Origin of the sequence: Azoarcus sp. TTM-91 (assembly GCF_012911025.1) — a bacterium.
Lineage (GTDB): Bacteria > Pseudomonadota > Gammaproteobacteria > Burkholderiales > Rhodocyclaceae > Azoarcus.
Window position 1 is genome coordinate 77,396 of the sequence record NZ_WUEI01000003.1, and the last position, 13,516, is coordinate 90,911.

15 protein-coding genes are annotated in these 13,516 nt (G+C 67.2%); 2 read left to right on the forward strand and 13 right to left on the reverse strand.

Annotation, left to right across the window (positions count from 1 at the left end; all coding sequences use genetic code 11):
• The first annotated feature begins 7 nt into the window (after positions 1–7).
• Positions 8–1,249: a flagellar hook-associated protein FlgL gene (gene flgL / locus GRF61_RS01770; protein ID WP_169149015.1), complete on the forward strand. Its 1,242-nt coding sequence runs from the start codon at positions 8–10 to the stop codon at positions 1,247–1,249.
• A 10-nt stretch (positions 1,250–1,259) separates the two neighbouring features.
• Positions 1,260–1,796 (forward strand): hypothetical protein, encoded by a 537-nt coding sequence (locus GRF61_RS01775; RefSeq protein WP_169149016.1) that lies wholly within the window; start codon positions 1,260–1,262, stop codon positions 1,794–1,796.
• 23 nt (positions 1,797–1,819) lie between these two features.
• Here the strand turns inward: GRF61_RS01775 and fliR are convergent, their stop codons facing one another.
• From fliR to fliF, 13 genes are all read right to left on the reverse strand, one after another.
• Complete coding sequence (gene fliR / locus GRF61_RS01780; protein ID WP_169149017.1) at positions 1,820–2,614, reverse strand: flagellar biosynthetic protein FliR; 795 nt, start codon at positions 2,612–2,614, stop codon at positions 1,820–1,822.
• A gap of 7 nt (positions 2,615–2,621) precedes the next feature.
• Complete coding sequence (fliQ, locus tag GRF61_RS01785; protein ID WP_169149018.1) at positions 2,622–2,891, reverse strand: flagellar biosynthesis protein FliQ; 270 nt, start codon at positions 2,889–2,891, stop codon at positions 2,622–2,624.
• A gap of 21 nt (positions 2,892–2,912) precedes the next feature.
• On the reverse strand, positions 2,913–3,626 hold the full coding sequence (fliP, locus tag GRF61_RS01790) for a flagellar type III secretion system pore protein FliP (RefSeq protein ID WP_248281070.1): 714 nt from the start codon (positions 3,624–3,626) through the stop codon (positions 2,913–2,915).
• A 49-nt stretch (positions 3,627–3,675) separates the two neighbouring features.
• A complete protein-coding gene (gene fliO / locus GRF61_RS01795; RefSeq protein WP_169149020.1) occupies positions 3,676–4,086 on the reverse strand; it encodes a flagellar biosynthetic protein FliO in 411 nt (136 codons plus the stop codon).
• 285 nt (positions 4,087–4,371) lie between these two features.
• Positions 4,372–4,839, reverse strand: a complete 468-nt coding sequence (gene fliN, locus GRF61_RS01800; protein ID WP_169149021.1) for a flagellar motor switch protein FliN — start codon at positions 4,837–4,839, stop codon at positions 4,372–4,374.
• Positions 4,832–5,842 (reverse strand): flagellar motor switch protein FliM, encoded by a 1,011-nt coding sequence (gene fliM / locus GRF61_RS01805; RefSeq protein WP_133593466.1) that lies wholly within the window; start codon positions 5,840–5,842, stop codon positions 4,832–4,834. The genes fliN and fliM overlap by 8 nt, the downstream gene beginning before the upstream one ends.
• A 16-nt stretch (positions 5,843–5,858) precedes the next feature.
• Positions 5,859–6,440 carry a flagellar basal body-associated FliL family protein gene (locus GRF61_RS01810; RefSeq protein ID WP_169149022.1) on the reverse strand — a complete coding sequence of 194 codons (582 nt, stop codon included), beginning with the start codon at positions 6,438–6,440 and terminating at the stop codon, positions 5,859–5,861.
• Positions 6,441–6,533: 93 nt separating this feature from the next.
• Complete coding sequence (locus GRF61_RS01815) at positions 6,534–7,835, reverse strand: flagellar hook-length control protein FliK (protein ID WP_169149023.1); 1,302 nt, start codon at positions 7,833–7,835, stop codon at positions 6,534–6,536.
• A gap of 107 nt (positions 7,836–7,942) precedes the next feature.
• The gene (fliJ, locus tag GRF61_RS01820) at positions 7,943–8,386 is read right to left on the reverse strand and encodes a flagellar export protein FliJ (RefSeq protein WP_169149024.1); all 444 of its coding nucleotides are present in this window, start codon (positions 8,384–8,386) and stop codon (positions 7,943–7,945) included.
• A gap of 94 nt (positions 8,387–8,480) precedes the next feature.
• Entirely contained in the window at positions 8,481–9,887 is a 1,407-nt protein-coding gene (fliI, locus tag GRF61_RS01825) for a flagellar protein export ATPase FliI (protein ID WP_169149025.1), read from the reverse strand.
• Positions 9,884–10,669: a flagellar assembly protein FliH gene (fliH, locus tag GRF61_RS01830; RefSeq protein ID WP_169149026.1), complete on the reverse strand. Its 786-nt coding sequence runs from the start codon at positions 10,667–10,669 to the stop codon at positions 9,884–9,886. Before fliH ends, fliI begins: the two co-directional genes overlap by 4 nt.
• Before the next feature lie 12 nt (positions 10,670–10,681).
• Complete coding sequence (gene fliG, locus GRF61_RS01835; RefSeq protein WP_169149027.1) at positions 10,682–11,680, reverse strand: flagellar motor switch protein FliG; 999 nt, start codon at positions 11,678–11,680, stop codon at positions 10,682–10,684.
• Entirely contained in the window at positions 11,677–13,389 is a 1,713-nt protein-coding gene (fliF, locus tag GRF61_RS01840; protein ID WP_169149028.1) for a flagellar basal-body MS-ring/collar protein FliF, read from the reverse strand. The genes fliG and fliF overlap by 4 nt, the downstream gene beginning before the upstream one ends.
• Positions 13,390–13,516: the final 127 nt, after the last annotated feature.

Below are 13,516 nucleotides of genomic sequence, written 5' to 3' on the forward strand. Positions count from 1 at the left end.
AGTCATCATGCGCATCTCGACCAACATGATCTACGACAAGGGCGTCGGTTCCATGCAACGGCAATGGAGCGACCTCCTGCACACCCAGCAGCAGCTTTCCACCGGCCGCCGGGTGCTGACCCCCGCAGACGACCCCATCGCCGCCTCCCGCGCGCTGGAGATCGGCCAGTCCCAGGGCGTGAACAGCCAGTTCATGACCAACACCGGCTATGCCGAAGACCGCCTGAAGCTGCTGGAGAACAAGCTCACCGGGGTGGACGACACGCTGCAGTACATCCGCGAAAAGACCGTGGCCGCCGGCAACGGCATCTACAAGGAAGAGGACCTGGGCTACCTGGCCACCGACCTGCGTGCCCAGTTCGACAGCCTGCTGGCGCTGGCGAACAGCCAGGACGGTACTGGCGACTACCTGTTTTCCGGCTACCGCTCCAACGTCCAGCCCTTCAGCGGCAGCGTCGCCGGGGTGAGCTACGCTGGCGACTACGGCACCCAGACCATACAGGTCTCCGCCTCGCGCTACATGCCTGTGAGCCTGCCCGGTTCGGACATCTTCACCGCCACCCGGGAAGTGAACGACGACCTCGTCGCCGCCCTGACCGGCGAACACACCGATGGCACCGCCAACACCGGCGACGCCAGCCTCACCGGCACCCTCGCACCGCTCGCCGATGGCTCCATCGACATGGACAAGCTGGGTCGCCGTTACGAGATCGTCTACAACGATCCCGCCGGCTACGACGTCTATGAATACGAGCCCGGCAACCCGGACCGCGTCACCATAGCCACCGGCCTGACCGACCTGACCAGCCTGGCGGATCCGACCTCGGCCAACTATATCGGGGTGAACCTGGCGGTGAGCGGCACGCCGGGCGACGGCGACCGCTTCGAGGTCTTCGTGTCGTCGAACAACATGTTCGACAACCTCGGCCTGCTGATCGACTCCATGGAGCGGCCGGGGCCCTCCGGCATGGCCGGCGGCGCGGTGGCGGTCGGGCTGGACAACCTGGATGGCGCCCTCGAGAACATCCTCAAGGTGCGCGCCCAGGTCGGCTCCCAGTTGACCGAGACCGAGAGCCTGCAAAGCCTCGGCAGCGACCTCAACCTGCAGTACTCGGAGGTGATCTCCGGCCTGGTGGATGTGGACTACGTGGATGCGATCTCCCGCCTCTCGCAGCAGCAAACCTACCTGCAGGCGGCGCAGCAATCCTTCATGCGGGTCTCCAACCTGTCGTTGTTCAACTACTTGTAAGAGGGCGACGATGGACAGGGCAAAGGAGAAGGTGGGCGTTGGCCGGCCGGTGCTCGCGGCGCTGGCTGCGCTACTGCTGGGGGGCTGCGCCAGCGTCGAGGAGTATGTGGACAACTTCGACGCGGAAAGGGCCAAGCAGCAGACCGCCGACGCGGTGCGGGACTACGGCGGCATCGCCGCCGGCACGGTGGGCGGCTACATGATGGCCCGGCAGAGCGGCTACTTCAAACCGGAGTTCATTGCCGGCGCGCTGGTCGCCTACGCCATCTACGATCCCTTCTCGCCGACCTGGGAAGTGCGCGCCGCGCCCATGGGCGAGGACGTGGTCCGCTTCGACCTGGCGATGAAGCGGCTGGTGACCGGCGGCGAGGGCGAGGCGCGCCAGGTGCTGATGCGCAACGCCCGCCAGGTGGCCCAGGAGGGCGGCTACGCCGGCTTCGACATCCTGCGCTACGAAGAGGGCATAGAGTCGACGCGGCCCTTCGCCCATCGCGTCGCCAGCGCCGAGATCCGCCTGGTGAAATCCCGCCAGTTCCCAGAGTTCTAGGCCGCCAGCCGCTGGCCGCAGCCTCAGCGGGGGAGGGGGGCGAGTGCGGTGAGCATGCGGGCGATGTTGTCCAGGCTGTGCTCGAACATGCTCTGCACCACCGGCGCGAAGCTCGCCATCACCAGCGAGACGCCGAGGAAACCGGCGGCCAGCGTGATCGGGAAGCCGATGGCGAAGAGGTTCAGCTGCGGTGCCGCCCGGGTCAGGATGCCCATGGCGATGTTGGCCACGAGCAGCATGGCGACCACTGGCAGGGACAGCAGCAGGCCGGCGGAAAAGATGCTCGCGCCCATGCGGGCGATGGTGCCCCAGCCTTCGGCGCGCAGCGGCTCCACCCCGACCGGCAGCCATTCGAAGCTGCTGACCAGCACATGGATGAGCAGCAAGTGGCCGTCCAGCGCGAGGAAGAGCAGGGTGGCGACCAGGGTGAGGAAATCCGACAGCACCGCGGTCTGGCCGCCGGCGTCCGGGTCGAAGAAGAGGGCGAAGGACAGGCCCATCTGCATGCCGATCAGCGAGCCGGCCATGTCCACCGCGGCGAACACCAGCCGCACCACGAAGCCGATGGCGATGCCGATGAACATCTGCTGGATCATGATCAGCAGGCCCACACCGGAGCCCGGCGGCACCTCCGGCATCGGCGGCAAGGTCGGCAGCAACGCAAGCGAGATGCCCAGCCCTATGCCCAGCCGCACCTGCGCCGGAGCGCCGCGGTTGCCGAAGATGGGCGCGGTCGCGAACAGGCCCAGCAGCCGTGCCAGCGGAAACATGAAGGCCGCCAGCCAGGCATCCAGCTGGGCGGAGGTGACGCTGAGCATGGAGGCTTCAGCCGATCATGTGCGGTATCGATTCGAACAGCCGGCGCATGAAGTCGGTGAGCTGGGTCAGCATCCACGGCCCGGCTGCCACCAGGGTGACGAACATGACGACCACCTTGGGGACGAAGGAGAGCGTCATCTCGTTGATCTGGGTTGCCGCCTGGAAGATGCTGATGATGAGGCCGGTGATCAGCGCGGCGAGGAATAGCGGCGCCGAGATCAGCAGCGTCACTTCGATGGCCTGGCGGCCGAGGTCGATCACGGTAGTCGGAGTCATGGAATTCCTCGCGTGCCGTGCTCAGACGGCGAAACTCTGCACCAGCGAGCCGATCATCAGCGTCCAGCCGTCCACCAGCACGAACAGCATGATCTTGAAGGGCAGGGAAACGATCACCGGCGACATCATCATCATGCCCATCGACATCAGCACCGAGGCCACGACCATGTCGATGATGATGAAGGGGATGAAGACGATGAAGCCGATCTGGAAGGCGGTCTTCAACTCGGAGGTGACGAAGGCGGGGATCAGCACCCGCATCGGCAGGTCTTCAGCTTTTTCCACCGGCTCTATCTTGGCCAGGCCGGAGAAAAGATCCAGGTCGGGCCCGCGTACCTGCTTGAGCATGAAGGCCTTGACCGGCACCGAGGCGCGCTCCATCGCCTGCTCCATGCCGATGCGGCCTTCCGACATCGGCAGGTAGGCCTCGGTGTAGACCCGGTCCGCCACCGGCGACATGATGAAGAAGGTGAGGAACAACGCCAGCCCCAGCATCACTTGGTTGGGCGGCGAGGTCTGGGTGCCCATGGCCTGCCGCAGCAGGGAGAAGACGATGATGATGCGGGTGAAGCTGGTCATCATCAGCACCATCGCCGGAATGAAGCTCAGCAGGGTGAGCAGCACCAGCGTCTGTATGGTGAGGCTGTAGGTGGTGCCCCCGCCGCTGCCCGGCGTGGTGGTGACCGCCGGCAGCACCGGCGCCACCGGCAGGGTGGGCGATTGCGCAAGCGCCATGCCGGCGCCGGCCAGCAGCGCGATACCAGCGCCGAGGCGGATCAGGCGTTCAACCCGCATTGCGGCCCCGCTCCAGCGATTGTTTCAGCCAGCCGGCAAAGTCCTTGCCGGCAAAAGCGGCCGGTCCGCCGGCAGCGGCGGGTGGCAACTCGTCCTTGTCCATCACATGCAGGGTGCGCACATTGCCGGGCGCCACGCCCAGCACCAGTACCTTTTCACCCAGCTCCACCAGTACCACCCGCTCGCGCGGGCCAACCGGGGCTGCGCCCAGCACCTTCAGCGCGGCGGCGCTGCCGCGTGGCGCGCCCAGCCGCTTGATGAGCCACAGGCAGACGACGAGCAGGGCAATGACGATGACGAGGCCGAAAATCATCTGGCCCACGTTGGAGGCCAGGTCCGCCGTGGGCAGCGGGGCGGGGGCCGGCAGCGCAGGATCGGCCGCGACGGCCGGCAGGGCCATGCCCGACACGGCGGGCAGGGCGAGCAACTGGAGTGAGGTAAGGAGGCGCACGGGACGAGGATAGGCTACCGACGTGGCTAGCCTAATCCTGCGCCCTCATGGCGCAGGCAGCGATAAAGCGGGGAAAAGCCCGACTATTCCCCGCTTTGGCGAGGGCGCGGTCGGGCCAGGAGCGATGGAGCCCGCCGTTCGGGGCGGCTGCCGGGCGGGCCGACCGGGGCTCCGTGCGTCTGCGTTTGCTATTTCCTGGTCAGCCTTGCGCGGACAGGGAAGCGCAGCCGCAGGTCAGTTGCGGATCTTCCGCATGCGTTCGGCCGGGGTAATGATGTCGGTGAGGCGGATGCCGAACTTGTCGTTCACCACCACTACCTCGCCCTGGGCGATCAGGGTGCCATTCACCAGCACGTCCATCGGCTCGCCGGCGAGGCCATCCAGTTCCACTACCGAACCGTGCGCGAGTTGCAGCAGATTGCGGATGGAAAGCTTGGTGCGGCCGAGTTCGACGGTGATCTGGACGGGGATGTCCAGGATCATGTCGAAGTCGTTCAGTGAGCCCGGCTTGGTGCCGTTGTTGCCGAAATCCTCGAACAGCTGGCTGGCCGGCTTGGCCTGGTAAGGCGAGCCGGCCGCGGCGGCGGCGAGGTCGGCGGCAACCTGGGCGGCCTCGGGGTCGGCCTGGGCCTCGGTTGCAGCCTGCTCCTGCATGGCTGCGGCCCAGTCGTCTTCGGTAATCTGATTCTCTTCGTCAGCCATGCTGGGCTCCGGGCACAGGCGGGGCGTCGGTTTCCTCGGGGCCGAGGAAGCGCTCCACCTTCATTGCGTATTGTCTGTTCTGGGTGCCGTAGCGGCATTCGAGCACCGGCACGCCGTCCACCTCGGCGGTGAGCAGGTCGGACACCTGCAGCGGAATCACGTCGCCCACCCGCATGTTCACGATGTCGCGCAGGGTGACGCGGGCGTGGCCGAGCACGCAGGTCAGCTCCACGTCGGCCGTCTGCAGCTGGCGGGTGAGCAGAGTGATCCAGCGCTTGTCCTGAGTCAGGTGATCGCTCTGCATGGTGGAGTAGAGCAGGTCGCGGATAGGCTCCACCATGGAGTAGGGGAAGCAGATGTGCATCTCCGCCTGGGCGCCGCCCAGGTCCAGCGAGAAGCTGGTGGAAACGACGATCTCCGAGGGCGTGGCGATGTTGGCGAACTGGGAGTTCATCTCCGAGCGGATGTACTCCATCTCCAGCTTGAACACCGGTGCCCAGGCGCGGCCATACTCGGTGAACACCACGTTGAGCATGCCCTGGATGATGCGCTGCTCGGTCTGGGTGAAGTCGCGGCCCTCCACCCGGGTGTGGAAGCGGCCGTCGCCGCCGAACATGTTGTCCACCACCAGGAATACAAGGTTGGGGTCGAACACCACCAGCCCGGTACCGCGCAGCGGCTTGGCCTGCACCAGGTTGAGGTTGGTCGGTACAACCAGGTTGCGGACGAACTCCGCGTACTTCTGCACCTTGATCGGGCCCACCGAAATCTCGGTGTTGCGGTGCATGTAGTTGAACAGGCCGATGCGCAGATAGCGGGCGAAGCGCTCGTTGATGAGCTCCATGGTGGGCATGCGCCCACGCACGATGCGCTCCTGGGTGGCCAGGTTGTACGGCTTGATGCCACCCTGTTCGGAGTCGGCCGCCTCCGGCTCGTCGCTCTCCCCGTTTACGCCGCGGAGGAGGGCGTCGACTTCTTCCTGGGAGAGAAAATCCGCGGCCATGGCCGTTCCGGTTGCCTTATTGGATGATGAAGGAGTTGAACAGCACCGCCTGCACCGGCCCGGTGGGCGGCGCGCGGCGCGAAGACGTCTCGCGCGGCGGAGGGAAGCCCAGCGCCTCGTTGGCCTGGTCGAGGATGTCGTTGGCCAGCTCTTCGCGGCCCTGGACTGTGGCCACCTCGGACGGCAGGCGGTTGGACAGCAGCAGATTGATGCGGTGCCGGATCTCCGGCATGAAGCCCTTCAGGCTTTCTGCCAGCTTCTCGTCGCTGACGCGCAGCACCACCACCGTCTGCAGGTAGCGGTCGCCCTCGTCACTGCGCAGGTTCACCGTGAAGGGGTCGAGGGTGACGAAGGAGGGCGGCTTGGCCAGGTCGATCTTGGCCGGCCCGGCGGGCGCCGCGGCAGCCGGCGGCGCCTCGGCATGGCTGTCGCCGCCGCCGCCCCCCTTGTTCTTGAGCAGCAGCAGCAGGGCGACGCCGCCCGCGGCGAGGATCAGCACCAGCAGCAGCACGATGACGATGATCAGCAGCAGCTTGCCGCTTTTCTTGGGCGCTGCTTCCTTGGCGCCTTCTTCCGGTTTGGCGGGGGCTTTCGCCATGCGACTCTCCTTTTCTCACGATTCCATTATCAGGGATCGTCGCGCCCCGCCAAGCGCGGAAAAGTGGGGCAGAGCCGCCCCAATTCATACGCTTCAGACGAAGGTGTCGACCATCCCTTCGGTTTGCTTGACCCAGACCGGCGCGCTGCCGACCTCGGTGCCTTCGATTCCGCCTGCGCTGCGGCTGCCGCCGCTGCTCCTGCCGCCGCCATCCTGCGTTCCGGCCTGTTGCTCGCCGGAGGTGCTGACATCCGCCTGGCTCAGGCTGATGCCGGATTGCTGCAGCATTTCACGCAGCCGCGGCAGCGCCTGCTCCAGTGCATCCCGCGCGGCCTGCGAGGCGGCGACGAAATGGGCGGTGGTCTGGTCGCCATTCAGATGGATGGAGACTTCGACCTTGCCCATGTTCGGCGGCGTGAGCACCAGTTCTGCCTTGCTTTCCGCCCGTCCCAGCATCCACACCACCTTGTTGCCGACGTCTTCCGCCCAGCCATTCTGGCCGGCAGGCGTTTGCACCGGCAGCTGCGGGGTGGTGCTCTGCGGCGACGACACCTGGTGGCGCAGCGCGGTGAGTGCCGCCGCGCCTTGCAGGGCGGATCCGGCTTCGCCCGGCCCCGCTTGCAGGGCGGTGGCCGGGCGGTCCGCCGCGCTGGAAGTGGCAGCTGCCGCCTGGGCCTGGGCTTGCGCCGCAAAGTTCGGCTTGTCGGCGGCCGAAACCTTGGCATCCACCGCGGCACGTAGCGCATCGGCGGGATTTTGAAGCGATTTGCCCGAGGTGTCATCCGCGACGATGCCGGTCGTCGCCGGCTTGCCACTGTCCGTGGCATCGGCAAGTGCAGCCTCTCCCTCGGCGCCTTCGCCGGCAACCTTGTTCATCAAGGCGGCAATGGCTGCCGGCAGGCCGGCAAGGGCGGTCGCGGGCTGGGCGGCCTGCTGTTGCTGCGCCGCGGCGTCGGTGGCGGCCTGCTGGGCGGCTTTGTCGCCGCCGGTGGTGGCCGTGTCCTCGCTGGAGGTTTTGGTCGCCTTGGCGCTGCCGGGAGGGGCGGACTTGGCGTCGGTGGCCTCGGCGGTGCTCTGCTGCGGCTCGCTGGCGCGGGCGTTGTCGTTGCTGCTGCGCTGGCGCTGGCGGCTGGCCTCGGTGCGGTCGTTTTCCCGGCTGCGGCTGCTTTCCCGCTGGGTTTCACGAGTCTGCTGGCGCTCGGTGCTGCGGCTGGCAGTGGTGTCCTGCACCGCGCTGCGGGATTCGCTGCGGGTGCTGCTCATCTGGCCGGCCAGCATGCGGGAGAAGCTGTCGCTGGAGGTGGCGCTGCGGGGGGTGCCGGTGGCGTCCGAGGTACTGCCCAACAGGCTGGCGGCAGAAAAGGAGAAGCTGGACTGGGTGACGTTGGCTGGCATGCTCTATGACCTCGGTGGCGTGTTCGGCTACCGTTCAGCAAGCCCCGTGCCAAGCTGACGCAGGTCTAATGGGGGGCGGGCTTCCAGCGAGGCCGCCCGACTTCAACTCATTCTTCTTCCTGGTCGCGCCGCTTGGCGGCGTGCTCGTCGGTCATCTTCTGCTCGCGCCGGTTCTCGCTGCGCAGCACGCCGGCCTGATGGCGCTGGGATAGGGTGTCGAAGGCCTTCACCTTGTTGCGCTGGGCAAGCCAGGCCTGCTGACCCTGGGCGGTCTGGTGGCGGGATTGCTCGAGCAGCCTGGCCTGGCTGGCAATGGCTTCGTCGATGCGGCCGAGGAAAGTGCTGAAGTTGCGCCAGGCGTCCGGCCCGATGCCCTCGCGCGCGGCCTGCATGAAGCGCGCGTGGTACTCGTTGCGGTAGTTCTGCAGCATGTCGAGCTTCTGCTGGCTGTCTCGCTCCGAGGCGATCAACTCGCCTAGCCGCCGCGCAGCATCGTCCATCCGGTTCTGAGCGAGATCGAGCAGAGGCTGTAGGGGGAATTTCCCGTTCATGGCTTATTTCTTCGTGCGGGAATGAAAAGATGCTACGCGCGTCGGGTGGTGACAAATAGTCCGTCCGTCGCCGGTCTGGTTCTCCGGCGGGCGTTCAGGGCTTGGTCGGGAACAGCCCGCCCAGCTTGGCGATGGCGCTCTCGTAGCCTTCGCGTTCGTTGATGCGCTGCTGCAGGAAGCCCTCCAGCCGGGGGTAAAGGGCGACTGCGAGGTCCAGCATGGGATCGGCGCCGGCCTGGTAGGCGCCGACCGCGATCAGGTCGCGGGAGCGCTGGTAGCGGGAGAAGAACTGCTTGAAGCGGCGCACGAGCTCGAAGTGGGCGTCGTCCACCAGGTTGTGCATGGCGCGGGAGATGGATTGCTCGATGTCGATCGCCGGGTAGTGGCCTTGGTCCGCCAGGCTGCGCGAGAGCACGAAGTGGCCATCGAGAATGGCGCGGGCGGAGTCAGCGATCGGGTCCTGCTGGTCGTCGCCTTCGGCGAGTACGGTGTAGAAGGCGGTGATGGAGCCGCCGCCCTCCGGGCCGTTACCGGCGCGTTCCACCAGCGCGGGCAGGCGGGCGAACACCGAGGGCGGATAGCCGCGGGTGACCGGCGGCTCGCCGATGGCGAGGGCGATCTCGCGCTGGGCCATGGCGTAGCGGGTGAGGGAATCCATGATCAGCAGCACCTGCTTGCCCTGGTCGCGGAAGTACTCGGCGACGGTGGTGGCGTAGGCGGCGCCTTGCATGCGCATCAGCGGGCTGGTGTCGGCCGGTGCGGCGACCACCACCGAGCGGGCGAGGCCGTCGGCGCCCAGGTTGTGCTCGATGAATTCCTTCACCTCTCGGCCCCGCTCGCCGATCAGGCCGACGACGATGATGTCCGCCATAGTGAAGCGCGCCATCATGCCCAGCAGCACCGACTTGCCGACGCCGGAGCCGGCGAAGAGGCCGATACGCTGGCCGCGGCCGACGGTGAGCAGGCTGTTGATGGCACGTATGCCGACGTCCAGCGGCTGGGTGATGGCTGCGCGGTTGAGCGGGTTGTAGGAGCGCCCCTGCAGCGAGCGGCTCTCCTGGGTGACCAGGGGGCCGAGGGAATCCAGCGGCCGGCCGGCGCCATCCACCACCCGGCCGAGCAGGGCTTCGCCCACCGGCAGGTGCTTGGCACGGTCGGCGGCGCGGCGGCGGGGGCCTACGCGCTTGCCCGCGGTCAGCTTGGGGTGCCCGGCTTCCAGCGGCAGCACCTGGGCGCCGGGGGCGAGGCCGAAGACGTCGTCGGTCGGCATCATGTAGAGCTTTTCGCCGTTGAAGCCCACCACCTCCGCCTCCACCGCGCCGCCGCCCGGCACCAGGATGCGGCAGCCGGAGCCCAGCGGCAGCTTGAGGCCGGCGGCTTCCATGACCAGGCCGTTGATGCGGGTGAGGCGGCCTGCGTACTGGAAGGGGCTGGCGCTTTCGACCAGTTGCCGGCCGTCCTGCAGGAAGGCGCGCCAGGTTTCACCGTGTTTTTCGGTCACCGGTCCGGCTCCCAGGTGGCATCTTCGCGGCCGAGTTGCTCCAGTACGCGGCGCCAGCGGGTTTCCATGGTGGCGTCCACCTGGGCGCCGGGCGATTCCACCCGGCAGCCGCCGCGGGTCAGGCTTTCGTCTTCGGCCAGGCGATGGCCGCCGTGGGCCAGCTGCTCGGCCAGGTGTTCCTGCACCAGCTGAAGGTCGTCCGGATGCAGGCGGATGTGGGCATGCCCCTGCGGCAATTGCATGAGCGCGGCACGCACGGTTTCGGCGACCGCTTCTGGATGGGTGGCGAGCGTGTGCTGCACCATCTGGCGGGCAATGGCGATTGCCAGCCCGAGCAGTTCCTCGGCGACTTCCTCGTCTATCTTCGCCAGCGCCTGATCCAGGTTGTCCGCCAATTCGCTGAACCGCCGGGCTTCTGCCTCGATCTGGGCCTTGCCGTCCTGATAGCCGGCGGCGTGGCCTTGCTCGCGGCCGGCAATCTCGCCTTCCTTGTGGCCGGCGGCATAGCCCTCGGCATGGCCTTCCTTGCGTCCTTCTTCGCGCGCTTGCTCGTGCATGCGCTCGATGTCCTCCACCGTGGGCAGCTGCACGCCGGGGTAGGGCGGAGGGATTTCGGCTTCGGGCTCGGCTGCGGCAAGCGGCCGCGGCGGCGCGGCGAGGTCTTCGGCGGGAGGTGCGTCCTGCGACGGCGCCTCCGGTGCGGGTGCTTCCTCGCGGCCGTCGAAGGAGGGCGGCTGCCAGCGCCGATAGGCGCCGGAGGCCTGGTTGCGGGTGATGCTCACCGGCCGCTCCTATCAGACGAAGCCATCGTCCCCGCCCTTGCCGGCCATCATCACCTGCCCTTCCTCCGCCAGGCGGCGCACGATCTTGAGGATTTCCTTCTGCTCGGCTTCCACCTCGGACAGGCGCACCGGGCCCTTGGCCTCCAGGTCCTCGCGCAGCATTTCGGCGGCGCGGCTGGACATGTTCTTGAAGACTTTCTCCCGCAGGTCCGGCGAAGCGCCCTTGAGGGCGACGATGAGCGAGTCGGACTGCACTTCGCGCAGGATGGTCTGGATGCCGCGGTCGTCGATGTCCATCAGGTTCTCGAACACGAACATCTCGTCCAGTATCTTCTGCGCCAGGTCGGGGTCGTATTCGCGCACGTTGTCGATGACCGCCGTTTCCGCCGCCGAGCCGACGAAGTTGAGGATTTCCGCCGCATGGCGCACGCCGCCCATGGCCGCCTTCTTGACGGTGGAGGCGCCGGCCAGCATGCGGGTGAGGGAGTCGTTCAGCTCCTTCAGCGCGGCCGGCTGCACGCCGTCCAGCGTGGCGATGCGCAGTACCACATCGTTGCGCAGGCGGTCGGGGAAGTGCTTGAGGATGTCGCCTGCCTGGTCCACCTCCAGGTGCACCAGGATGGTGGCGATGATCTGCGGGTGCTCGTTCTTGATGAGGTCGGCCGCGGTCGGGGCGTCCATCCACTTCAGGCTCTCGATGCCGGCGGTGTCCGAGCCCTGCAGCACGCGGGAGATGAGGTGGGCGGCGCGCTCGTCGCCCAGCGCCTTGGTCAGCATCAGGCGGATCTGTTCTTCGTCCGCATGCACCAGCGCACCCTTGGAGAAGTGGGCTTCGAGCTCGTCCAGCAGCGCCTCCACCTTGGCCCGCGGCTGCGGCGCCATGGTGGCCATTTGCATGCCCAGCTTCTGCACTTCGCGCGGGCCGAGATGCTTGAGAACCTCGGACGCTTCATCCGCGCCCAGCGTGAGCAGCAGCAGGGCGCTCTTTTCCAGGCCTTCTTCCGGCGTCATTTGCGTCCCTCCTCATTCAGGCCCATCCATTCCCGGATCAGGCCGGCGACCAGCTTGGGATCCTGGCGTGCCAGCTCCCGGGCGCGCTCCAGCCTGTTCTCGTAAGTCTGGCCTGCCAGCGCTTCGGGGGAAAGCTCGACTTCGGCATCTTCGTCCTCGTCGCCGAAGCCCAGCCCGCCCTCGCCGCTGGGGCCGCCTTCGCCTTCCGGTGAGGGCGGCGGCGGCATCACGGTGCGCATCAGCGGACGCAGGATGGCGAAATACACAAAGGCCAGCACCAGCAGGATGAGGATGTACTTCCAGGCCTCCTTCGCCAGTTCGAGCACGTCCGGGTCCTTCCACAGCGGCAGGGACGGCTCGGCGTCGCTCGCGGTGAAGGGGCTGCTGGCCACGTTGATGGTGTCGCCACGGTTCTGGTTGTAGCCCACCGCCTCTCGCACGAGGTTGGTGATGCGGGCGATTTCCTCGTCCGACAGCGGGATGGTCTGCGGCTGGCCTTCCTGGCCCGGGCCGGGGCGCTGGTTGACCACCACCGCCACCGACAGGCGCTTGATCTGGCCAAGCGACTGCTTCACATGCTGGATGGTGCGGTCCAGCTCATAGTTCAGTACCGCGCTGCGGCTGCTGTCGCCCTGCTGGGTGGTGCCGGCCTGGTTGGGTGGCACCTGCGGGTTGGTGATGGGCGCGGTGGCAGGCACCGGTGGCTGGTTGGTCAGCGCGCCGGGCACTCCTTGCGGGGTACGGTCGCGCTTGTACTCCTCGGTGGTCTGCTGGCTGCGGATGGCCTGGTCGGGCGCCGGGTTGGGCTTGTAGGTCTCGGCGGTCTGCTCGACCTGGTTGAAGTCCACGTCCGCCGCCACCTGGGCGCGGAAATTGTCCTTGCCGAACATCGGCGTGAGGATGGTCTCGATGCGGCGGATCAGCCCGCTCTCGATTTCCTTCACATATTGCAGCTGGGTCGGGTCCAGCCCGGCCTGGCGCAGCGGATCGGGCTTGTTGGTGAGCAGTTCGCCGTCCTGGTTGACGATGTTCACCCCATCCGCGCTCATGCGCGGTACCGAGGAGGACACCAGATGCACGATGCCGGCGACCTGGTTGGGGTCGAGGAAGCGGCCGGGGCGCATGTTCACCATCACCGAGGCGGTGGGCTTCTGGTCATCGCGCAGGAAGGCGGTCTGCTTCGGCATCGCCAGGTGTACCCGCGCGCTGGACACGGTGGCGATGGCCTGGATGGTGCGGGCCAGTTCGCCCTCCAGGGCACGCTGGTAGTTCACCTGCTCATGGAATTGGGAGACGCCCAGCTTCTGCGTTTCCAGCAGCTCGAAACCAACCAGCCCGCCCTTGGGCAGGCCTTCCGCTGCCAGGCGCAGCCGGATCTGGTGCACCTGCTCCTGCGGAACCAGGATGGCGCGGCCATCGCCGGACATGCGATAGGGCACGTTCTGCTGCTGCAGGGTATTGATGATGGTGCCGCCGTCGCGGTCGTCCAGGTTGGAGAACAGCACTGCGTAGGCCGGTTCCCGGTTCCACAGCAGCACGCCCACCACCAGCGCGATGGCGAGCGCGATCGCCGCGCCGGCGGCAATTTTCTGCCGCTGGCTCAGCCCATTGATGTTCTGCAGCGTTTGCTGGAAACGCGAGGGCGGCCCGGAGGCGGGTGGCGCATCGGCGGCCGGCAGGCCTTCGGCGACGTTCTCTGCAGTGGCCATGGTGGATTTCCCGGTACATCCCCTTTTACGGATTGCGGCATTCTCTTCCAGCCCGCGCAAGCCCGAATGGGGAAAAAGCGGCATTTTTTGCCGCCTCTTTGCCGGTTAACATGGACCGGCCGCCGGC

Coding starts and splice junctions, on each gene's coding strand:
- fliJ (WP_169149024.1), bottom strand. CDS start 8,386: ATGAACGGGAAATTCCCCCTACAGCCTCTGCTCGATCTCGCTCAGAAC.
- GRF61_RS01810 (WP_169149022.1), bottom strand. CDS start 6,440: ATGGCGAAAGCCCCCGCCAAACCGGAAGAAGGCGCCAAGGAAGCAGCG.
- fliP (WP_248281070.1), bottom strand. CDS start 3,626: ATGGCGCTTGCGCAATCGCCCACCCTGCCGGTGGCGCCGGTGCTGCCG.
- fliQ (WP_169149018.1), bottom strand. CDS start 2,891: ATGACTCCGACTACCGTGATCGACCTCGGCCGCCAGGCCATCGAAGTG.
- fliO (WP_169149020.1), bottom strand. CDS start 4,086: ATGGCCCTGCCGGCCGTCGCGGCCGATCCTGCGCTGCCGGCCCCCGCC.
- fliM (WP_133593466.1), bottom strand. CDS start 5,842: ATGGCCGCGGATTTTCTCTCCCAGGAAGAAGTCGACGCCCTCCTCCGC.
- GRF61_RS01775 (WP_169149016.1), top strand. CDS start 1,260: ATGGACAGGGCAAAGGAGAAGGTGGGCGTTGGCCGGCCGGTGCTCGCG.
- fliR (WP_169149017.1), bottom strand. CDS start 2,614: ATGCTCAGCGTCACCTCCGCCCAGCTGGATGCCTGGCTGGCGGCCTTC.
- fliN (WP_169149021.1), bottom strand. CDS start 4,839: ATGGCTGACGAAGAGAATCAGATTACCGAAGACGACTGGGCCGCAGCC.
- fliG (WP_169149027.1), bottom strand. CDS start 11,680: ATGACGCCGGAAGAAGGCCTGGAAAAGAGCGCCCTGCTGCTGCTCACG.
- fliF (WP_169149028.1), bottom strand. CDS start 13,389: ATGGCCACTGCAGAGAACGTCGCCGAAGGCCTGCCGGCCGCCGATGCG.
- flgL (WP_169149015.1), top strand. CDS start 8: ATGCGCATCTCGACCAACATGATCTACGACAAGGGCGTCGGTTCCATG.
- GRF61_RS01815 (WP_169149023.1), bottom strand. CDS start 7,835: ATGCCAGCCAACGTCACCCAGTCCAGCTTCTCCTTTTCTGCCGCCAGC.